This is a genomic window from Psychrobacter sp. CX18, assembly GCF_057396215.1.
Genome location: NZ_JBXYJH010000004.1, coordinates 278,840 through 299,444, shown reverse-complemented (window position 1 = coordinate 299,444; position 20,605 = coordinate 278,840). Strand labels below are relative to the sequence as shown.

Sequence of the window (20,605 nt, the reverse complement as noted above, 5' to 3'; positions counted from 1 at the left end):
TGCTTAGTATTTACTGAGCAATTATTGAGCAGTTATTGAATGATTACTGAGCAATATTTTCAGTAATTAAGACACCAATAATGTTAAGAACCTTACCCAGTAAACCTATCTATCGATAGCTAGGTAAATTGGCTGGTTCAGACAAACTCTGTTCCAGCCTTTTTAATATTTAGGACTGACACATTATTTGCTTGTTGCGACTGGTAAGCATTTATTTATGCTGGTTATACAAAATCTCCTTGAGGCGCAGTAAGTAACTCCCAGTAAATATCACTTGCCACATATCGTTTTTTCGTCAGTCCTAATTAAGTTAGTCCTAAAATTATTGGTGTCCATTCCTCTAAAACATCTGATACGTTACCCTGTTGATGTAACGTTTATAGCAAACTCATTCTTCTAAAATTCGAGCTTACTCATGCTATTGTATATTCTTCGCCGAATAATGATTCTTATCCCCGTTTATATTGGTCTCACTCTGTCTACCTTTACCCTGATTCGCCTTGTACCGGGTGATGCGGTTGAAATTATGATGGGTGAACGCATGGTTGATCCCGAAATGCATGCACAGGCCCTAGCCCGACTGGGACTAGACAAACCTTTGCCTATCCAGTATTGGGATTATATTACCGGTATCATGCAAGGGGACTTCGGTGCCTCTTTTAGAACCCGAACCCCTGTTTTGCAAGACTTTTTTGCCCACTTTGTGCCAACATTAGAATTAGCGCTATGTGCCATTATCATTGCTAGTATCGTCGGTGTCAGTCTTGGTATTTTGGCAGCATTGAGACGGGGGTCTTGGCTTGATTACACCCTTATGTCAGGGGCATTGGCGGGTTACTCGATGCCTATTTATCTATTAGGCCCTATCTTGACGGGTATATTTGCACACTATTTAGGATTGCTTCCTGTATCAGGGGTCATCTCTGTCGCTCAGTTTTTGGATGTTAAGCCTCTATATGGCTCTTGGTTATTGGGCTCACTGTCCTCAGGCATTCCTGGGGCTTTTTGGAATGTGGTTAAACACTTTATTCTACCCTCTATCGCATTATCAACCATTCCTTTGGCTATGATTGCCCGTATGACACGCTCTGCCATGCTAGAGGTGTTGGATGAAGACTACGTGCGTACTGCAAAAGCCAAGGGCTTATCTCATAAGCGTGTCATTTTAATTCATGTGATGCGAAACGCTCTAATAACCGTCGTGACCGTCATCGGCTTACAGATGGCGACCTTATTGGCAGGGGCAATTATCACGGAGACAATCTTTAGTTGGCCAGGTGTTGGCAACTGGCTCCTCGATGGGTTCTTCACACGAGACTATCCCATCGTTCAAAACGGTATTTTGCTGGTGGCAACGGCGCTGATCTTAGTGAGTTTGATGGTGGATATATTATACGGGCTCATCAATCCTCGTGTACATCACACCTCCTGAATCACTAGGTCGAACAAACAACCCTAGCAATCTTAAATAAAAGCACTTGAAAAATAGGAAATCTTGATGAAGCCTACCGTACTTATCGAAGATGAAGATCTTCTCTCTGCCAACCCGCCCTCCTCAATGCGACTTTTTGTGTCAACATTTTGTCGTAACCGTGGCGCGGTCCTCGGTCTATTGGTGTTAATTATTATGGTGATAGTGGCACTATTAGCGCCTGCCATTGCCCCTCATGATCCCTATGAGCTATATACAGGCCAAGAGCAACTGCCACCGTCTTTTTTTAGTGGCGGCGATGCTCAGTTTTTTTTAGGCACTGATGACGCCGGCCGTGACACCCTTTCTCGGGTCATGTATGGCGCCCGCTACTCCTTATTTATTGGGCTAAGTGCCACAACATTGGCTATGATTTCGGGGGTCAGTCTTGGTCTTAGTGCTGCCTTTTGGCCTAAGATCTGGGGTAAGGCGGTCATGTTGGTCAATGACATCTTGATGTCTTATCCAAGTCTATTATTAGCGATTATCATCGCTGCGATATTAGGGCCTTCAATGACCAATACCATTATCACTATCGCCTTGGTGTGTACGCCACCTTTTATTCGCTTAACCCGTGCAACAGCTATGGTTGAACTTCAACGTGAGTATTTTGTGGCCTCAAAAGTCATGGGCGCTAGTGTCATACGCCTACTATTTATTACTATATTACCAAACTGTATGGCGCCGTTGATTGTACAAGCGACGATGATATTCTCTTCTGCTATTTTGGAGGCGGGTGCTATTGGTTTCTTAGGTTTCGGCGTTCAGCCACCTGATGCTGAATGGGGTGCCATGCTGGGTACTGCCCGCCAATATATTCAAAGTAATGTATGGTTAGCAATCTGGCCTGGTTTAGCGATTTTCTTAGCGGCTTTGTCTATTAATCTAACCGGTGATGGCTTACGTGATGCGCTTGACCCTAAATTAAAGCAGGTATCCTAATGAGCCGACTTACGACAAACACTAAGACACATACGACTAAAAATGATAAGACCACTGCAAATAATGCTGATGAGTATAATAACTATTCAACGAATGATGCTATGACTAAAGACACCAAACCTCTTTTACTTGATATTGACAATCTATCAGTGACATTTGGTAAAGGCGCACGTGCCTTTCGGGCTGTCGATGATGTGTCACTGCAACTTAATCAAGGCGAAGTCCTCGCTGTGGTGGGTGAATCAGGCTCTGGAAAATCAGTGACCATGATGGCATTAATGGGTCTACTACCATCAAGTGCAACTGTCGCCGCCAATAAGATGCAGTTTGATGGTATGGATATGCTTACCCTTAACGACCGTGACAGACGTCAGGTCATCGGTAAAGATATCTCGATGATTTTTCAAAATGCCATGTCTTGCCTCAACCCAAGCTTCACCATTGAATTTCAAATAGCGGAAGTGTTAAAGACTCATTTAGGACTTAAAGGTGACGCGGTTCGTCAACGCATCTTAGAGCTGCTAGAGCTGGTAGAGATTCCTGATGCTAAGAACCGACTTAAGGTGTATCCACATCAACTATCAGGAGGGATGAGTCAACGGGTCATGATCGCCATGGCACTTGCTTGTGAGCCCAAACTCCTGATTGCCGATGAGCCAACTACCGCACTTGATGTCACCGTTCAAGCCCAGATTATGGACTTGTTAAGTCGTCTGCAACGTGAAAAACAAATGGCGATGGTGCTGATCACCCATGATCTTGGACTGGTCTCACAAAATGCACGTGATGTCGCCGTCATGTATGCCGGCCAAATGGTTGAGACCAATACCGTTCCCCATATTTTCGAACAACCTGTGCACCCCTACACCGAAGCACTACTGCAAGCCATACCTGAGCTTGCCATCGGACAAGCTCGGCTCAATAGTCTACCTGGTGTGGTACCTAGCCAGTATGATCGACCTAAAGGCTGTTTGCTATCACCACGGTGTCCTTATAAAGAAGAGGCCTGCGAAGTACCGCCACCAATATTAGAGACTGAACATGGAAAGGTACGTTGTATCCACACCACTCTCCCAACTAAGCCTACTACAACACCTTCACAGAATGACCCTACGTCAATGGGGAGCTTAATATGAACTCGGACAAAGTCGTTTTAAAAGCTGAAAATCTCCATAAGCACTACCCCGTATCTCAAGGTATCGGCAAACCCAAAGGGCAAGTTAAGGCGTTAAATGGGATATCCTTCGAGCTCAAAGCGGGGAAAACCTTAGCAGTCGTCGGTGAGTCAGGATGTGGAAAATCAACCCTTGCCAGACAGTTGACCTTAATTGAGCAGCCAACTCAAGGTCAACTGTTCATTAATGACGTCAATACCACTAGCTTTGGTCGGCGTGCGCTCAAAAAAATCCGTACTGAAATTCAGATGGTATTCCAAAATCCTTATGGCAGTCTCAATCCTCGCCATACGATTGGGTATCAACTGACAGAACCTTTAGATATTCATACCAATCTTTCAGCGAATGAGAAAAAAGAAAAAATACATAAGATGATGCGTCTAGTGGGTCTACGTCCTGAGCACTCAGGTCGATACCCGCATATGTTTTCAGGGGGTCAAAGACAGCGTATCGCCCTTGCCCGCGCTATGATGCTTAATCCAAAGATTGTGGTGGCTGATGAGCCAACCTCGGCACTTGATGTGTCCATCCAAGCTCAAGTGCTTAATCTATTTATGGATTTACAAGATGAATACCATACCGCTTACGTCTTTATTTCTCATGATTTGTCGGTCGTTAGGCATGTTGCAGACGACCTGATGGTCATGTATCTCGGTAAAGTTGTCGAGCATGGTCCAAAAGAAGCTATCTATAACAATCCAAAACATCCCTATACTATCGCCTTATTAAGTGCCGCTCCCAGTATTCATGGGCATAAAAAAGCATTAACGTTAAAGGGGGAGCTTCCAAGTCCATTAAATCCACCTTCTGGGTGTGCACTACATAAGCGCTGCCCTTATGCAACAGCAGAGTGTGCACAAGTTGAGCCTGAATTGCGGGAGTGGGAAGGACGACTGGTGTCGTGCATTAGACTGGAAGATATATATGCGTAACAACGGATAAAGGTTAAAACCTAAATGTATCATTTTAAATTAAAAGGCAACTTAAATGAATCATCGACTGCTGGCTTATGGTTTAACTGCTCTTATCACAATACCTATGATAGCCCATACCCAAACAGATGACTTTAACAACCCGCTTTATCAAGAGATTTCCATTTTTCAAGGTAGCTCAATTGCTATTGATAGGCCCTTTATGGAGACCACTATTTTAAAGGCGCCCTTCTCCATTCAATTTTACAATCCCTTGTATGAAAGCGGCGATGAATCAGATAATTACAATGCCATTCATATAGCAGCAGTAACCAATATTTATCAACTCGATAAGATTAAATCAGGTATGGCTATGGAAGACACTAGCGTCTTTAATGGTGGGTCCGGTTTTGCAGCGCCGCCACAAGGCTATGAAGGGTCATTATATATTGCTAATCATGGCAGTCATTACCTTTTTCATGATTTAGATGAGTCAAGAGTTAATATCGTCGGTAAAAAAGGAAAGTTTTATAAACAGTCCTTTGATATTGACAGCTTATTTATCATTAATAAAGTATTAGGCAACACCACTATCCGTATTGATAGAACCACTATCGATACTTTGTATCTCGCGATATTAAATGATATTAATAAAAACAAAGTGATTGATGACGGAGAGCTGCACAAAGTGGTGGTTCATTTAGCGCCCTTTGACTAACGTTTCAAACCGTTAATAAGACCTTTTCTATAAAACAACCTATCATTTTTAGACTCGCTTAGATTCGGTCAGTCTCGCTGAACCTAGTATTTGTAGCGTTTGATTTGTTGCGTTTGCACTGGTCTTCCTCGATAGGTTAATTTTTAGTTTAATTTTAAGGTTTGCTATGACTTTATTTTAAACGATATTTTTTGCACCTCGTAACAAAGAAAAAGCAGCCACCTAATTAGGTGGCTGCTTTTTAATTTAAGACTCTAAAGTCTAATGATGTCAAAGCAAGCTACATAGATTAACCAGCTTGGTTAACATCATAACGATCGGCCATCATCACTTTGTTCCAAGCGTTCACGAAGTCTTTGACGAATTTCTCTAAGTTATCGTCTTGTGCATAGAGTTCAGCATAAGAGCGTAAGATAGAGTTTGAACCAAAGACTAAGTCAACACGAGAGGCTTTCCACTTCACATTACCAGTATTGCGCTCACGAATTTCATAAACTTGAGCCGCTTTATCGATTGAATCAGACGTGTGTTCTGACTTAACAGGATGCCATGTATAGCTCATATCGGTCAAGTTTACGAAAAAGTCGTTGGTTAACACACCTGGACGATCCGTGAATACCCCATTTTGGCTATGCGCATAGTTGGTATCAAGAACACGCATACCACCGATTAATACGACCATTTCAGGAGCAGTTAAGCCCATCAACTGAGTGCGATCTAATAGCATCTCTTCTGGAGATACGGCATACTCTTTCTTAACCCAGTTACGATAGCCATCATGTAAAGGCTCAAGGTCAGAGAATGAATCAACGTCTGTCATCTCATCAGTGGCATCACCACGGCCTGGTACGAATGGTACTTTGATATCAACGCCAGCATCTTTGGCCGCCTGTTCAATAGCAGCATTACCGCCTAATACAATCAAGTCAGCTAGGCTAACTGGTTTATCAAATTGAGACTGAATACGAGTTAAGGTCTCTAATACACGTTGTAACTGTTCAGGCTCATTACCAATCCAGTCTTTTTGAGGAGCAAGGCGGATACGAGCGCCATTAGCACCACCACGATAATCTGACTGACGATAAGTACGCGCGCTATCCCAAGCCGTAATGATCAGCTCGCGTTTGTCTAAACCACTGTTTAGAATTTGAGCGCTTAGTTTAGCAATATCATCATTCGTTAAGTTAGCATTGCCCTCAGGAATAGGATCTTGCCAAATAAAGTCTTCAGTAGGCACATCAGCACCTAAGTAGCGAGACTTAGGACCCAAATCGCGGTGCGTCAATTTAAACCATGCTTTGGCGAATACTTGATCAAAGTACTCAGGATCATTATGAAATTTCTCAGAGATTTTACGATACTCAGGGTCTTTGATCATCGCCATATCAGCATCAGTCATGATTGGATTACGGCGTACACTTGGATCGTGGGCATCCACTGGACGGTCTTCTTCAGCGATGTTAACAGGTTCCCACTGCCACGCACCAGCTGGGCTCTTAGTAAGCTCCCAATCATACTTGAATAATAAATCAAAATAGCCATAGTCCCATTGTGTCGGATGAGTGGTCCACGCACCTTCAATACCACTGGTGACCGTATCGCCCGCATTACCTTTGCCTTTAGGATTACGCCAACCTAGACCTTGCTCTTTCACATCCGCAGCTTCTGGCTCATCTTCTAATAATGTGGCATCACCATTACCGTGAGTTTTACCTACTGTGTGACCACCTGCTGTCAAAGCAACGGTTTCTTCGTCATTCATAGACATACGGCCAAAGGTCGTACGAATATCAGCAGCGGTTTTTAATGGATCAGGATTACCATCCACACCTTCTGGGTTCACATAGATAAGACCCATTTGTACCGCAGCCAATGGATTCTCTAGTGATTCACGTTTGCTGTCGTCGTCATAGCGGTTCTTAGTTTCTGCTAACCATTCACGCTCTGAACCCCAATAAATGTCTTTTTCTGGGTGCCAGATATCTTCACGACCGCCAGCGAAACCTATGGTTTTAAAGCCCATAGATTCATAGGCCATGTTACCAGCTAAAATGAATAAATCAGCCCATGATAGCTTGTTACCATATTTACGCTTAATAGGCCACAAAAGGCGACGCGCTTTATCTAAGTTGGCATTGTCAGGCCAACTGTTAAGTGGCGCAAAACGTTGATTACCAGTACCAGAACCACCACGACCATCGGCACGGCGATAAGTACCAGCCGAGTGCCACGCCATACGAATCATTAAGCCGCCGTAATGACCCCAATCCGCTGGCCACCACTCTTGTGAGTCTGTCATAAAATCTTTTAGATCTTGCTTAACGGCCTCTAAATCAAGCTCTGAGAATGCCTTGGCATAGTCAAAGTCAGGATCCATTGGATTGGTTTTTTGATCATGCTGATGCAAGATATCTAGGTTGAGAGTGTTTGGCCACCAATCAGTTACTGAAGACGCTTTGGTCGTGTGTGCTTGATGCATCACTGGGCATACGCCCATACTTGGACGTTCAGGATTATGGCTTTGATCCACATTTTCGCTATGAATTGTGGGACCTTCACCATTTCCTTGATCGTAAGTTGTGTTGGTGTTTGGGTTATTTTGGGTATTATCAGTATTAGACACTTTTAAATTCCTATGATGGTTTGGAGCAATTTAATGCTTTATGTTCAGTTTAGTTGAAAAAGCCCACTCCACAGTGAGACTTACCACTAAACTTTGGGTTAAAAAGTTATTTTTATCATCGTCTTATAATCGTTACTATAAGTTCAGATTATGAATGAGGTATTACAAGAAAAGGCAAGCTTCCTTCCTTGCCTATTCCTTTATAAACAATATATACCAGACGTCGTTCATAATGAACTTCATTTTTAAAAAAACCATGATTGATTAATTAAATCATCATCCTGATTTTAATATTTTATATCATATAATCGACAATTGTCCTATAATTATTTTGATTATCATTAAATTTAGGTGAAAGCTTGAATACCCGTTTGCGCACGTCCCAAAATAAGGGCATGTATATCGTGAGTGCCCTCATAGGTATTAACGGCCTCTAAGTTCATCGCATGTCTTATGACGTGATACTCATCGCTAATACCATTCCCGCCATGCATATCTCGAGCTACTCGGGCGATATTCAGCGCCTTACCACAATTATTACGCTTAATCAGCGATATCATTTCTGGTGTGGCCATATTGTCATCCATTAATCGTCCCACTCTAAGAGCAGCTTGCAAGCCTAGGGTAATCTCAGTTTGCATATCTGCTAACTTTAATTGAACCAATTGAGTGGCCGCTAAAGGCCGATTGAACTGTTTTCGATCTAGCGTATATTGACGGGCAGCTTGCCAGCAAAACTCCGCTGCGCCCATTGATCCCCAAGATATGCCATAGCGCGCTTTATTAAGACAGCCAAAGGGACCTTTTAATCCTCGAATCTCTGGAAATGCATTGTGCTCTGGTACAAAAACATTGTCCATGACAATCTCACCGGTTATCGACGCCCGCAGTGAGAATTTACCGTCGATTTTTGGTGCAGATAACCCTTTCATTCCCTTGTCTAATACAAAGCCTCTTATTTCATCACAATCGTCTTTTGCCCATACCACAAACACATCGGCAATCGGACTATTGGTGATCCACATCTTATTGCCTTTGAGCCTATAGCCACCGTCTACTTTTTTTGCACGAGTGGTCATAGAGCCTGGATCTGATCCTGAATCGGGCTCTGTTAAACCAAAACAGCCCACATATTCTCCCGAGGCAAGCTTAGGCAGGTATTTATCCTTTTGCGCCTCAGTGCCATACGCCCAAATTGGATGCATGACCAAACTTGACTGCACACTCATAGCCGATCGATAACCCGAATCGACGGCTTCTATTTCTTTTGCGATGACCCCATAAGCCACATGAGACAAGCCGGCACAACCATACCCCTCAATGGTAACGCCCAATAACCCTAACTCACCCATCTGCCGCATAATATCTCTATCAAACGTCTCATGACGGTTGGCTTGTACAATACCTGGCATCAACTCAGCTTGACAGAAGTCATGCGTGGTTTGTCGTACCATTTTTTCTTCATTAGTCAATTGGCTGGTTAACATAAAAGGATCAGACCAATCAAAAGAAGGTCTGTGAGTGGCTTTGTTTGACATGACGGATTCCTTGTTGGTGTCAGTTTGAGAGTGAATTTTAGTGGTGTGAATTGAACAAATGATGAATAGGATAGCAATGAGGAGGATACCTATGAGTGTGCGTTAAACCCAACCTTTAATAATTAGAACAAATCCCCTATCTAGCTTTACTGATAACGTTCCTATTAACATTTCTATTAAATTGGAAAAGAAGCTTTGAGGTCGCTTTTTAAGCATATCATGTCGTATTTATGACCTTATCCCCTAGAGATTTTGCAACAATCATAAGACCAACTCTTCTTTTGGGGTACGTTATGTCTTATCGATTACTATCTAAAATTCCTTTATTAAATAAGGTGTCCATCAAAAAACCTTTATTGTCAGGTAACAAATTCTTATTTGTACTATTTGGTCTTATCGTCACCATACTGGCCTCTGCCATCAAAAGTGTCTATCAGATCTACTTTATCGATTTGCCAGATATTTATGACTTAAGTCGCTCACAAGTCTCACTTCTTGGCGCTTTATTTGGGCTATTTGTCGGCATATTTTCACCTTTGACAGGTTGGCTTTGTGATAAATATGGTGCCTCTACTACTATATTATCAGGCATTATCGTAGCCGTCATAGGTTTCTATGGTGTTTATACCTTTGACACACTTCCTTTATTAATAGTGTGCTTTAGTGTGCTATTGTCCTATGCGTTAACCGCCATGACCTTTATACCGTTTGGGGTATTAATTGATAGTGTATTTTTTGACAACGCTAAAAATGCAACGTATACCCTACTCGCTAATGGTACGGCAATTGGGTTTATTATATTGTCTCCACTTTGGGTGTATCTAAACGGCTATATCGCATGGCAACCTATCAATGGCATACTCTCGGTCACTTATTTAATAATCCTCGTTCCCATAGGCTTGTATCTCTACCATCAATTCCCAAAACACCATCAACTTCCAAAACCTCCTAACCCTGTTGAATCAATGGATACCAGCAAGACACGACTCACACAGGTTAGTATTAAGCCCCTGTCATTTAAGCCCCTGTCATTTAAGCCCCTTTCATTTAAAACCTTATTACTGACACAGCGCTTTGCCCTACTCGCCTTATCCTTTGGTGGCTGTGGTATGGCAATGGCTTTTATTGACGTACACCTTGTGGCATTACTCAATACGGTTAAAGTCATTCAGACTTTTAACACAGGCGAAGCCTTCATAGCGACTAGCTTAAGTATGCTCGGTATCACAGAATTAATGGGTTCAGTATTTGTACTTGTGGCCATTAAGCGCTTTAACCTCTATGTCGTTCTGGGTGTTTTATACTTTATTAGAGCGCTTACCTTTTGGTTAATGACACTATTTTTTATCGATATTATTTATCTTATTTTACTATCTCTGTTCGGCCTCACCTATATGGGTACGGTGGTTATTAGTTCATTGTTGTGTTTGCGATGGTATGGCGCTACTATCAAAGGGAGAATGTTTGGCATGCTATTCTTGGTACACCAAATTTTTGTGTTTCTATCCGTATGGCTTGGCGGTGTAAGCTTCGATATCGCAGGCAATTATCAATACTATTTTTATGCCTTAGTTGTCATGTGTTTACTCTCAGCCATTGCCTCATTTAAACTTATGTCATTCGATTAAATAAACAGGCTACCTTCATGTTTACTCCGAAAGCCTTTCAAGAAAACGACATGAACACTATAACGTCTTTTATTACCCGTCATCCTTTGGCGACTGTCATTGCCAACACTTCACGGGGCATTGAAGCCTGTCATATACCTATGTATTGGCAGGATGATGGCAGCCATTTAGGCTGTTTGTATGGGCATATCACTAAAACCAACCCTTTAAATGATATCACCATCCTCGAATTACCTTGGCTTGTCATTTTTCATGATGCCGGTCATTACATAACGCCAAACTGGTATCCTACCAAAGCAGTCACCCATAAAGCAGTTCCAACCTGGAATTATCAAGCAGTTCATGTAACAGGTATGGTTGAAATTTTAACGCAAACGGATTCACTCATTGATATTCTCACGAAACAAACCGCAGACTTTGAAGCCAGCCAGCCGATGCCATGGTCACTGAATGATGCGCCTGCTAATTACATTGAGGCGATGACCCGTGCCATCGTTGGTATACGTCTGGATATTACTGATATACAGGCACAGTTTAAGCTTAGTCAAAATAAAAATGAGGCAGATAAAGCGGGTGTAATATCGGGTCTAAGACAACTGGGTAGCCAGAAAGCGAGTGAGATGGCCGACTTGATACAAGATAATGGATAAACAAGAATATCTATTAAATTAGGCGAACAAAATGACACCTTCCTAAATAATCCAATCCTGTCGTTTAATCGTCCAAAGACTTTAAATGCCGTCTTAATGAGTCACTATTAGGGAAGCCTGAGGCATGAGCGACATACTCTAAATTGGTATGCTGAGTCATCATTTTTTTGGCATGTTCTGTACGATAGTAGGTTAGATATTTATGGATGGTTGTTCCAGTGGCTTGTTTAAAGGTACGCTGTAAGTGTCTTAATGAGACACCCCATTGTGCCGCTAACGCCTGCTGTGAAATCTTAGATTGAAAATTGGCTTGTAAATAGTCCTGTAGCTCATGCATTAGGGGATGCACATGATTTCTATATTGCACATGGATTGATAATTGCGGGTCATTTGACATACGGCGTCGATACACCACTAAGTCTCTTGCAATATCTAACGACAACTCATAACTAAAATATCGCTCTATTAAATGCAATGTCACATCCAAACCTGCCGTTACTCCAGCTGTGGTGATATAATTGCCATCTTCTAGAAATATCGTATCCCATTCAAACTGTACCTTGGGATATTGTTGCTCAATAACTCCGCGCAAACTATGATGGGTAGTGCAACGTCTGCCATCCAGTAGCTTTGATTTTGCCAACAGAATACTGCCAGTACAAATACCTACTACCAGTAACTTATTTGCACTCTGGTCCGACTTATCATCAATCGTGTTGTTTATAAGATGATTCTGACTGTTGACCACCTTATTCAGCCATTGCATGCTACGTTGACTTGATGAATCAGTATAAATGGCGTCATGGTGATGACTGGCACACACCATGATAATTGAATTATTGGCAATGGATTGGGGCGGAAGTTTAATATTGTTAAATTGTAAACCTTGGTGTGACGCCAAACTCGCCTCAAAGCCAATATAATGCAGTTCAATAGCTGCGCCTCTTTTAGACGCTTCATGCCACGCTTGCATCGGGCCTGCCAAATCTAATATATGCACCCCCTTGTTTAATAGGAAATACACATTTAACTTGCTATGCTTTTGATGAGGGTGGTTCGTTATCACATTTAGGCCTCAAATTTAAGTTTGGTAAATAGTTAGCAGTGATTTTGTTCGCTAGTAGAGCATTCCTAAAAACTATTCTAGCACTCACATAAAATAGTCGTCATGTGATGTGGTTTAGCCCAGACAGCAGCGGTATCCTGATGAGATGGGCGAGCTGCGGTGATTCGGTTTTGGCATGGCTACGCGGCAGCAAGAGACATGACAAACCGTATTAACGCCTCGCACAGATTAGCAGATACAAGTGGATGGCTGGATTGGCTACTTAATATACGATACTTAGTAAAGGATAACAGCTTAACTCTCGATATTGTCTTTTAAAAATTCAATAAAAGTGCGCAATCTTAAAACTGACTTTCAACAACCAGACGACTGTATTATCCAACAGTCCCATTCATAATACGATGTGCTAAGAGAATCAATGAGCATGAAAGCAAAGGCAACGGTAAATCGATCGAGTAATGACGGCAATAAAACTAAGCTTTTATGGTTATCTGATATTTGTTTAATACTGGTAGCGGCACTGTGGGGCTCAAGCTATGGCGTGGCAAAACTTAGCTTGCAGTTTTATCCGATATTGGGGTTTTTAACGATTCGGTTTGGGCTTACGTGTCTAATTTTATCCCCTGTCTTATGGCAATCCTTTCTACAGGATAGCACTCAGTTTAAACATACCATCAAGATAGGTGCGCCATTAGGATTAATCCTATTCACCATTTTTATATTCGAAACTTATGGACTATTTTATACCACTGCGGCTAACGCGGCCTTTTTAATCAGCCTGTGTCTTATTATGACACCTTTTTTGGAATGGGTGATTTTAAAAAATAGACCTTCTAATCTCGTATTCATATGTGCAGTGACCTCCTTATTAGGTACCTATTTATTGATCGTCGGCGGACCTGATGGGTCATCTGATTTTAGTCTGAAGATCGGTGATTTACTGATTTTAATGGCAGCACTTGGTCGCGGGTTAATGGTCACCCTCACCAAAAAACTCCTTAATAAACCCTCTGCTAACCAAAAGCATGCTAATACAAAACCCGTTTCATCTTTGACACTGACAGCGGTTCAATCATTGGTGGTGTTTATGGGTAGTTTGGTGTTGTTTGTGGTGAGCAGCGTTATAAAAGGAGATGAGATATTTATTCCCACTCAAGCAGAATTTTGGATAGCGACAATTTACTTAGTGGTATTTTGTACTATCTTCGCCTTTTTTATACAAAACTGGGCGGTGAAAATTGGATCGCCGAGTCGAGCGTCATTATTGATGGGCAGTGAGCCGGTGTTTGGTGCTCTATTTGCTGTGCTGTTGTTTGGTGAGAAAATTACAATGCTGGGCTGGATTGGCGGAATTTTGATTACGGTGTCATCGGTGATGCTGATGGTAAGGCAGTGAGTAATTATTTAGCTTATTGTTTAGTTCGTCCTTTATTAGTTGGTTTAGATTACTGGTAGATTATATTTTTGTTTAGCTAGAGCTAGCCAGCTATAAACTAGGCTACGATGAGGTTTGAATATAATTTAATTCATCTACTCTCTTGTTATACATATCAAGGATAACTCTAGGATCCCATTCATCCGATTCTGTTTTACCATGACCTAAAGAGGTAATAGAATTTAATTTGCCGTCTTTTATATAAAATTCACATACCCAACCTTGTAAGATTTCAAGATTGTTAGGTTTATAAAGCTCTGATTCTACGGCATAAACTAACTGATCATTCAGTTCAAAATAAACTTCATTATAAAGATCTGGTTCCTCAAATGATTCAATCTCTATAATTCTAACGCCCTTTTCAGGTTCGCAAATGCGCCAAGTTTCTGACGATGTTTTATAGGTTTCAATGAAGCTGCTATCTAATTCGCACTTAGAATTTTGAATCCTATAGTATGTAATTGTCGCTTCAGTTAGATCTTGATCATGCTCTAATTCAAGATTTAAATTATCATCTATAACGATGTTGTCCACAGCTACATTCGCATGATTAGGCATGGCACTAGCACAACCAATCAGTGCAAAGGAGCATAGCAGAACTGTGAAATTTGTTTTTTTGGTCATCGATTTAAAGCTCATTTTAAGTTTATCTTTATATATTAATAGTTTTAAGCTTTAGAAATTAGAGGCATAAAAAAATATACGAATCATGGCTCATATTCATTTTGCTTTATCGGTTACAAGGATTATAGATGTATCCAACTATATCTTCGAAATTAGATTTTACAACAAACATGCTCTCCCCTACGAATTCTAGTTGATATTTAGGAATGGCAGCCGATTCAATATCACCAAAGGTTTGCTGTAATTCAAAAACGGCATTCGAGAAAAAAGGTCGAGCTTCCCATAATTTTTTATCAATGTTGTATTCTACGGCACACTGACTAAGTGCGTCATAAGCAAACCAATAATCAAAAGCCTGCTCTTTCCCATTTAAGCCTACGAGAATATTCCCAGCACAATAAGTACCACAACCTAGACGGAACAGATAAATATTATTTCTAATCTTTTTTATAGTCGTATGTGACCATCCATATCCATCATAATCGTCCATAAAGACGCTTTCTTCGACTGTACCATCGTCAAGTATTTCGGTCTTCAAAACATAACCTTTATCGCAATATTCAATTAGATCATCATCTGTTTGATTAGAAATACAGATTTTAGTTAAATTTAATTTATTAAAGGCTTTGATGTCCTCAGTGTGTGTCTTAATAATAGTAGCATGGGCAGAATTTGAGAAATATAAGAACAATAATATGAATATGCTTAATAATAGTGAAGCCAAGTTAAAACTTTTAATCTGAATCAAAAAAATCACCACATATTAATTAATATTTAAATAACTATATATTTATTAATTATAATCTTAATATAATTGGCAAAATTTATCTCATTAAATTTCAAGTAATTTATTTACGGTAAGATGTTTTAGATTTATATAGGATTAGACTGAAGGATGAGAAAAGTAAGGGATAATAGTCGCTCTAAAGTAATATAGATGGTCGTATTAAAATAGATGATCGTACTAAACAGGTACGCTGGGCGCACTCTGTTGCTATCTTTTTCATAAGTCCTATCATAATTAGATTGAGCTACAATGTTTAAGGATGAATAACAGGGGGATCAACTTGTCTGCCTCGTGTATGTTGACGCTGATAGGCTCTACGTTGTTTGGTGATTTCGTATAAAACGATACCCGTTGACGTGGCAAGATTAAGACTTTCAATCATACCGCCCATTTCTATTTGCACACAGGCTTCGCTTCGAGCAACTGCGAGATCGCTAATACCTCTAGATTCATTACCAAACCAGACAGCTAAGCGTTTTTGAGTATAGTCACCATCTTGGAGTAATACATTATTTTGACCTTTTATATGAGGCGATGTCACTATAGAAATATAACGGTACTTCTCTAAATGATCTAAACAAGCTTCTGTGCTACGAAAGACTTTGACATACGTCCATTTAATAGCGGATACGGACGGTTTTAATAGGGATTTTCGTTCGCGTAACGTTTGCCAATCATCTGGAAACTTTTGGCGACTATCGACCATGTATAACTTATCGACGCCAAGTGCATTGACATTGCGAATAGTAGTCGCAAGGTTTTTGACATCATTAGGATTTTCTAATACAGCAATAAGATTTTTACACCTAAAGTCCTTTATGGCGTCTGCGCGTTGTCTTAGCGATGTTTTGGTATGGTTGGTCATAGTTATTTCGATAAGTAAATCAGCTTAAGTATAGATTAGTAAGATAAAGATGAAATTATAGCTACTGGAAATATAGTTATTTTTATGATTTATTTTCAACACTTATGCTTTTATAGCAAGATTATTAGTTTAGCTGATTTTTTAAAGTTCAAGTTGCTTAAAAAAAGGGGTGGGTATTTATAGTTTATTAAACAAATACTTAGATGCAAATATGTTAAATCTAATATTTAATCTATATAAAAACTTATAAACAAAGTATTATAAAATCATAAATATATTAGATGTAAGATTAATTGCAATAACAATTAAAGGTAAATATGAATGTGTCATAACTTATATGGTAAATGGAAAGGTGGATGGGCATTAGATGTTCATACTTTATCAAGTACACCAAATTCAAATGGTGGATATGATAGTGTCAGGACTGAGATCGGTGAAGCATTATTTCAACTTAAATATCGTAATGACTATAGCCAAATTGAATTCCTTAGTGAAAAGCTTGCAGCATTCTTAAAAACAAGGATGGTTTTACCTTATATTGACGCTATTATTCCAGTTCCTGCTTCATTTCCAAGGAAGAGACAGCCAGTTAGTGAAATATGTGAACAAGTAGGTAAAGCTTTAAATATTGAAGTAATTGATGATTTTATTCTGAAGGTAAAAGACACAAAGCAATTAAAATCTATTCAAGACATTAAGAAAAGGGAAGAAGTAATAAAGGGAGCCTTCAGGGTTAGTGATTCTGAAAGATTTCGAAATAAAAAGATCTTAATTATTGACGACTTATATAGATCGGGTACGACACTTAATGAATTAGCTAAAGTTTTATATGAACATGCAAATGTCAACAATGTCTATATAGCAACCTTAACTAAAACAAGGAGTAATAGATGAGTAAAGTTTTTATTTCTGGATCGATCTCTATTAAAAGATTACCAGATGGAGTAATTGATAGTCTTATAAAGATACAAGACAATAATCTTACTGTTCTAGTGGGCGATGCTGATGGAATTGATAAAAAGATCCAAGATTTTTACAAGTCTAATAATTATAACAATGTTGAAATATATTCAATTTACAATCCTCCTAGAAATCAAAGCTCATTAAGTTTCTCAACCAAGACAATCGAAGTTATTTCAGATATTAAAAAAGAAAGAGAGCGACAAACTTTTAAAGATGAGGCAATGACAAAGGATAGTGATTATAGTCTTATAATATGGGATGGTAAAAGTAAAGGCAGTCACAACAATATAATTCGTGCATTAGAGTTGAATAAAAAAATAAAGGTATACTTATCTTATCAAAATAAATTCCTTGAGCAACATAAGATTAATAAAAATGAGATAGATTTTATTTATTATCAAAGTAATGGATATTCAGCTAAAGAAGTTATTGAGTATTTAGTTACTGAGGGTAATGATTATTTCAAAAGCACCAGATCGCTAAATAAATTTCTAGTAGATAAAAAAATTTTAGTTAAAGACGAAAAAGCATATATTCCTTTAAAAAATCATGAACATTTTATTTTAGAAAAATATAGAGGTATTATAACAGGAATTAGATTCACAAACGAATTTATAGATTGGTTAGAAATAGAATTTAGTAAAAACCAAGAGCAAGAAAGTCTGTTTTAGTCATATAAACTTCAATATTTACTGTTTTAAAACCAATTATTTAATCTACCACATAATAGTCGTCTTGAGATGCGGTTTAGCCTCGATTGAAGCGGATATACTGTACGGTTGAGGGCGTTGCGATGGCTTGGTTTGGTGAGGCTAGCGAAGCAGTAGACTCACCAAACCTTAGCCATCGCCTCACTCAAACGTGCAGATAGTAGCAAAAAGCGAGATTAGCTCCAATAAACGTACCAATAAACTAAAAAAAAGAGTTGCCAGATTATCTGACAACTCTTTTTTTAATGTTGGGTGTCGCAAGCTTCACCCAACCTACCAAACTTTTATAACGTTATTTTACTAGATCAGTAACCGCTTCTACTACGGCATCGCTAGTGATTCCAAACTCTTTGAATAAGTCGCCGGCTGGCGCAGATTCGCCATAAGTGGTCATACCGATGACTTTGCCGTCAAGACCGACAAACTTGTACCAGTAGTCAACGTGTGCGGCTTCGACGGCAACACGGGCTAAGATATTGGATGGCAATACCGACTCACGGTAGGCGGCGTCTTGCTGAGTATACATCTCAGCACATGGCATAGACACCACACGGACACCGATGCCTTGCTCGCTTAACGTTTGATAAGCGTCCATCGCTAAGCCAACCTCTGACCCTGTAGCAATGATAATGGCTTGAAGCTCTGATTGTTCTTTTGCCAATACATAGCCACCTTTGGCAATATTTGTCACTTGCTCGCTGTCACGCTGTTGATGCGGTAGGGTTTGACGGCTAAAGATCAAGGCGCTCGGATTATGGGATGCGAGTAGTGCTTCACGCCAAGCCGTTGCAGTCTCTACGGTGTCGCATGGACGCCATGTATATAAGTTTGGCGTCGTGCGTAGGCTAGTTAATTGCTCAACAGGTTGATGGGTCGGGCCATCTTCACCCAGTCCGATTGAGTCATGAGTGTAGACATGAATGACACGCTGCTTCATTAATGCACCCATGCGGACAGCGTTACGCGCGTATTCCATAAACATGAGGAAGGTTGCTACGTAAGGGATGAAGCCGCCGTGTAAGGCGATACCATTGGCAATGGCCGTCATACCAAACTCACGCACACCGTAGTAAATGTAGTTACCATCTGCGTCAGTCTCGATACCTTTGGCGCCTTTGAATAGGGTTAGATTGGAGCCTGCTAAGTCCGCAGAACCGCCTAATAATTCAGGTAATAAAGGTTGGAAAGTGTTAATGGCGTTAAAGCTGGCTTTACGACTGGCAACGTCCTCGCCCTGCTCTTGGCATTGCTTAATATAGTCGGTCGCTGTTTGCTCAAAGTCGCTAGGTAACTCGCCGTTTAGACGACGTTGTAATTCTTCAGCAAGCTCAGGATAGGCTTTTTGGTAGGCTTCAAAATCAGCTTCCCAGTTCTTTTGTTGAACGTCACCTTTGGCTTTGGCATCCCACGCCTCATAAATGTCATCTGCTAATTCGAACGGAGCGTGTTTCCAAGCAAGCTCATCTCGAGTTAAGGCAATCTCATCATCCCCGAGTGGCGCACCATGGCTTGACGCTTTGCCTTGTTTGTTAGGACTACCAACACCGATGATGGTTTTACAAATAATTAAACTAGGTTTGCTCGTCTCTGCTAGCGCCTGTTCAGTTGCTTTGGTAATGGCATCAGTGTCGTGACCGTCCACTTTGATGACCTGCCAGCCATAGCTTTCAAAGCGCTTTTGCGTATCATCGGTGAACCACCCTTCTACCTCACCATCGATTGAGATACCATTGTCATCATAATAAAAGACCAATTTACCGAGACCTAGTGTTCCTGCCAATGAGCATACTTCATGGCTGATACCTTCCATTAAGCAGCCATCGCCTAAGAAGGCATAGGTATGGTGATCGATGATGTTATGACCGTCGCGGTTGAACTGTGCGGCTAAGGTCTTTTCAGCAATCGCAAAACCGACGGCATTAGCAATACCTTGACCTAATGGACCTGTGGTCGTTTCAACACCTGGGGTGTAGCCATACTCTGGGTGACCGGGGGTTTTTGAGTGCAATTGACGGAAGTTTTTAAGGTCATCAATGCTGACGTCATAGCCTGTTAAATGCAGTAATGAATAGATCAGCATAGAGCCATGACCGTTTGAGAGCACGAAACGGTCGCGGTTTGGCCAGTGTGGATCAGCAGGGTTATGCTTTAGAAATTTGCGCCACAATACTTCTGCAATGTCTGCCATACCCATAGGTGCGCCCGGATGTCCCGAATTGGCTTTTTGAACCGCATCGAAAGAAAGAACACGAATGGCGTTGGCGAGTTTGCGTTCAGATATTGGAGTTGACATAAAAAAATCCTAGGTGTTGGTGGTCTATTAGAACTCAAAAATGAAAAGGGAGTGTAGAACGATCAAAACAATAAATAATCAATAAATAAATGAAAGAGTCATTCAAGGTTAAATGACACTTTCAAAAAATAGGTTAAATCTTTAACAGTTAATACGACTGCGAATAGGCATATCGCAAAATTAAATATAAACATAGGGCCTTTCAA

At 40.5% G+C, this 20,605-nt stretch carries 17 protein-coding genes; 10 read left to right on the top strand and 7 right to left on the bottom strand.

Going from position 1 to position 20,605, the window contains the following annotated elements; translation table 11 throughout:
- Positions 1-415: 415 nt before the first annotated feature.
- The 5 genes from AC2SLT_RS05050 to AC2SLT_RS05030 all read left to right on the top strand — a co-directional run bounded on the left by AC2SLT_RS05050 (position 416) and on the right by AC2SLT_RS05030 (position 5,217).
- Positions 416-1,432, top strand: coding sequence for an ABC transporter permease (locus AC2SLT_RS05050; RefSeq protein ID WP_486546539.1), 1,017 nt, complete (start codon positions 416-418; stop codon positions 1,430-1,432).
- A 66-nt stretch (positions 1,433-1,498) separates the two neighbouring features.
- Entirely contained in the window at positions 1,499-2,413 is a 915-nt protein-coding gene (locus tag AC2SLT_RS05045; RefSeq protein WP_486546538.1) for an ABC transporter permease, read from the top strand.
- Entirely contained in the window at positions 2,413-3,549 is a 1,137-nt protein-coding gene (locus AC2SLT_RS05040; RefSeq protein ID WP_486546537.1) for an ABC transporter ATP-binding protein, read from the top strand. Before AC2SLT_RS05045 ends, AC2SLT_RS05040 begins: the two co-directional genes overlap by 1 nt.
- Positions 3,546-4,520, top strand: a complete 975-nt coding sequence (locus AC2SLT_RS05035; RefSeq protein ID WP_486546536.1) for a peptide ABC transporter ATP-binding protein — start codon at positions 3,546-3,548, stop codon at positions 4,518-4,520. Before AC2SLT_RS05040 ends, AC2SLT_RS05035 begins: the two co-directional genes overlap by 4 nt.
- 55 nt (positions 4,521-4,575) lie before the next feature.
- A complete protein-coding gene (locus AC2SLT_RS05030; RefSeq protein ID WP_486546535.1) occupies positions 4,576-5,217 on the top strand; it encodes a hypothetical protein in 642 nt (213 codons plus the stop codon).
- 289 nt (positions 5,218-5,506) lie between these two features.
- Here the strand turns inward: AC2SLT_RS05030 and katG are convergent, their stop codons facing one another.
- Together katG and AC2SLT_RS05020 are read right to left on the bottom strand one after the other, a co-directional pair.
- Complete coding sequence (gene katG / locus AC2SLT_RS05025; protein WP_486546594.1) at positions 5,507-7,714, bottom strand: catalase/peroxidase HPI; 2,208 nt, start codon at positions 7,712-7,714, stop codon at positions 5,507-5,509.
- 473 nt (positions 7,715-8,187) lie between these two features.
- The gene (locus AC2SLT_RS05020; RefSeq protein ID WP_486546534.1) at positions 8,188-9,378 is read right to left on the bottom strand and encodes an acyl-CoA dehydrogenase; all 1,191 of its coding nucleotides are present in this window, start codon (positions 9,376-9,378) and stop codon (positions 8,188-8,190) included.
- Positions 9,379-9,671: 293 nt separating this feature from the next.
- Between AC2SLT_RS05020 and AC2SLT_RS05015 the strand changes: the two genes are divergently transcribed.
- Positions 9,672-11,006: an MFS transporter gene (locus tag AC2SLT_RS05015; protein ID WP_486546533.1), complete on the top strand. Its 1,335-nt coding sequence runs from the start codon at positions 9,672-9,674 to the stop codon at positions 11,004-11,006.
- Between the two features lie 17 nt (positions 11,007-11,023).
- Complete coding sequence (locus AC2SLT_RS05010) at positions 11,024-11,656, top strand: FMN-binding negative transcriptional regulator (protein ID WP_486546532.1); 633 nt, start codon at positions 11,024-11,026, stop codon at positions 11,654-11,656.
- 64 nt (positions 11,657-11,720) lie between these two features.
- On the opposite strand, the gene AC2SLT_RS05005 is transcribed toward AC2SLT_RS05010, so the two are convergent.
- A complete protein-coding gene (locus AC2SLT_RS05005) occupies positions 11,721-12,722 on the bottom strand; it encodes a GlxA family transcriptional regulator (RefSeq protein WP_486546531.1) in 1,002 nt (333 codons plus the stop codon).
- Positions 12,723-13,140: 418 nt separating this feature from the next.
- Between AC2SLT_RS05005 and AC2SLT_RS05000 the strand changes: the two genes are divergently transcribed.
- Entirely contained in the window at positions 13,141-14,118 is a 978-nt protein-coding gene (locus tag AC2SLT_RS05000; RefSeq protein WP_486546530.1) for a DMT family transporter, read from the top strand.
- Between the two features lie 102 nt (positions 14,119-14,220).
- On the opposite strand, the gene AC2SLT_RS04995 is transcribed toward AC2SLT_RS05000, so the two are convergent.
- The 3 genes from AC2SLT_RS04995 to AC2SLT_RS04985 form a co-directional block, all read right to left on the bottom strand.
- Entirely contained in the window at positions 14,221-14,796 is a 576-nt protein-coding gene (locus tag AC2SLT_RS04995) for a hypothetical protein (protein ID WP_486546529.1), read from the bottom strand.
- 91 nt (positions 14,797-14,887) lie between these two features.
- Complete coding sequence (locus AC2SLT_RS04990; protein ID WP_486546528.1) at positions 14,888-15,529, bottom strand: hypothetical protein; 642 nt, start codon at positions 15,527-15,529, stop codon at positions 14,888-14,890.
- 292 nt (positions 15,530-15,821) lie between these two features.
- Positions 15,822-16,433, bottom strand: coding sequence for a TrmH family RNA methyltransferase (locus tag AC2SLT_RS04985; protein ID WP_486546527.1), 612 nt, complete (start codon positions 16,431-16,433; stop codon positions 15,822-15,824).
- Between the two features lie 321 nt (positions 16,434-16,754).
- On the opposite strand from AC2SLT_RS04985, the gene AC2SLT_RS04980 reads away from it, so the two are divergent.
- On the top strand, positions 16,755-17,327 hold the full coding sequence (locus AC2SLT_RS04980) for a ComF family protein (protein WP_486546526.1): 573 nt from the start codon (positions 16,755-16,757) through the stop codon (positions 17,325-17,327).
- Complete coding sequence (locus AC2SLT_RS04975) at positions 17,324-18,067, top strand: hypothetical protein (protein WP_486546525.1); 744 nt, start codon at positions 17,324-17,326, stop codon at positions 18,065-18,067. Before AC2SLT_RS04980 ends, AC2SLT_RS04975 begins: the two co-directional genes overlap by 4 nt.
- A 331-nt stretch (positions 18,068-18,398) precedes the next feature.
- On the opposite strand, the gene tkt is transcribed toward AC2SLT_RS04975, so the two are convergent.
- The gene (gene tkt, locus AC2SLT_RS04970) at positions 18,399-20,399 is read right to left on the bottom strand and encodes a transketolase (protein WP_486546524.1); all 2,001 of its coding nucleotides are present in this window, start codon (positions 20,397-20,399) and stop codon (positions 18,399-18,401) included.
- Between the last annotated feature and the right edge of the window lie 206 nt (positions 20,400-20,605).

What these genes read in the sequence shown, in the direction of transcription:
- tkt (WP_486546524.1), bottom strand. Translation starts at nt 20,399, where the DNA reads ATGTCAACTCCAATATCTGAACGCAAACTCGCCAACGCCATTCGTGTT.
- katG (WP_486546594.1), bottom strand. Translation starts at nt 7,714, where the DNA reads ATGGGCGTATGCCCAGTGATGCATCAAGCACACACGACCAAAGCGTCT.
- AC2SLT_RS05020 (WP_486546534.1), bottom strand. Translation starts at nt 9,378, where the DNA reads ATGTCAAACAAAGCCACTCACAGACCTTCTTTTGATTGGTCTGATCCT.
- AC2SLT_RS05035 (WP_486546536.1), top strand. Translation starts at nt 3,546, where the DNA reads ATGAACTCGGACAAAGTCGTTTTAAAAGCTGAAAATCTCCATAAGCAC.
- AC2SLT_RS05000 (WP_486546530.1), top strand. Translation starts at nt 13,141, where the DNA reads ATGAGCATGAAAGCAAAGGCAACGGTAAATCGATCGAGTAATGACGGC.
- AC2SLT_RS04980 (WP_486546526.1), top strand. Translation starts at nt 16,755, where the DNA reads ATGTGTCATAACTTATATGGTAAATGGAAAGGTGGATGGGCATTAGAT.
- AC2SLT_RS04985 (WP_486546527.1), bottom strand. Translation starts at nt 16,433, where the DNA reads ATGACCAACCATACCAAAACATCGCTAAGACAACGCGCAGACGCCATA.
- AC2SLT_RS04975 (WP_486546525.1), top strand. Translation starts at nt 17,324, where the DNA reads ATGAGTAAAGTTTTTATTTCTGGATCGATCTCTATTAAAAGATTACCA.
- AC2SLT_RS05045 (WP_486546538.1), top strand. Translation starts at nt 1,499, where the DNA reads ATGAAGCCTACCGTACTTATCGAAGATGAAGATCTTCTCTCTGCCAAC.
- AC2SLT_RS05010 (WP_486546532.1), top strand. Translation starts at nt 11,024, where the DNA reads ATGTTTACTCCGAAAGCCTTTCAAGAAAACGACATGAACACTATAACG.
- AC2SLT_RS04995 (WP_486546529.1), bottom strand. Translation starts at nt 14,796, where the DNA reads ATGAGCTTTAAATCGATGACCAAAAAAACAAATTTCACAGTTCTGCTA.
- AC2SLT_RS05015 (WP_486546533.1), top strand. Translation starts at nt 9,672, where the DNA reads ATGTCTTATCGATTACTATCTAAAATTCCTTTATTAAATAAGGTGTCC.
- AC2SLT_RS05050 (WP_486546539.1), top strand. Translation starts at nt 416, where the DNA reads ATGCTATTGTATATTCTTCGCCGAATAATGATTCTTATCCCCGTTTAT.
- AC2SLT_RS05040 (WP_486546537.1), top strand. Translation starts at nt 2,413, where the DNA reads ATGAGCCGACTTACGACAAACACTAAGACACATACGACTAAAAATGAT.
- AC2SLT_RS05030 (WP_486546535.1), top strand. Translation starts at nt 4,576, where the DNA reads ATGAATCATCGACTGCTGGCTTATGGTTTAACTGCTCTTATCACAATA.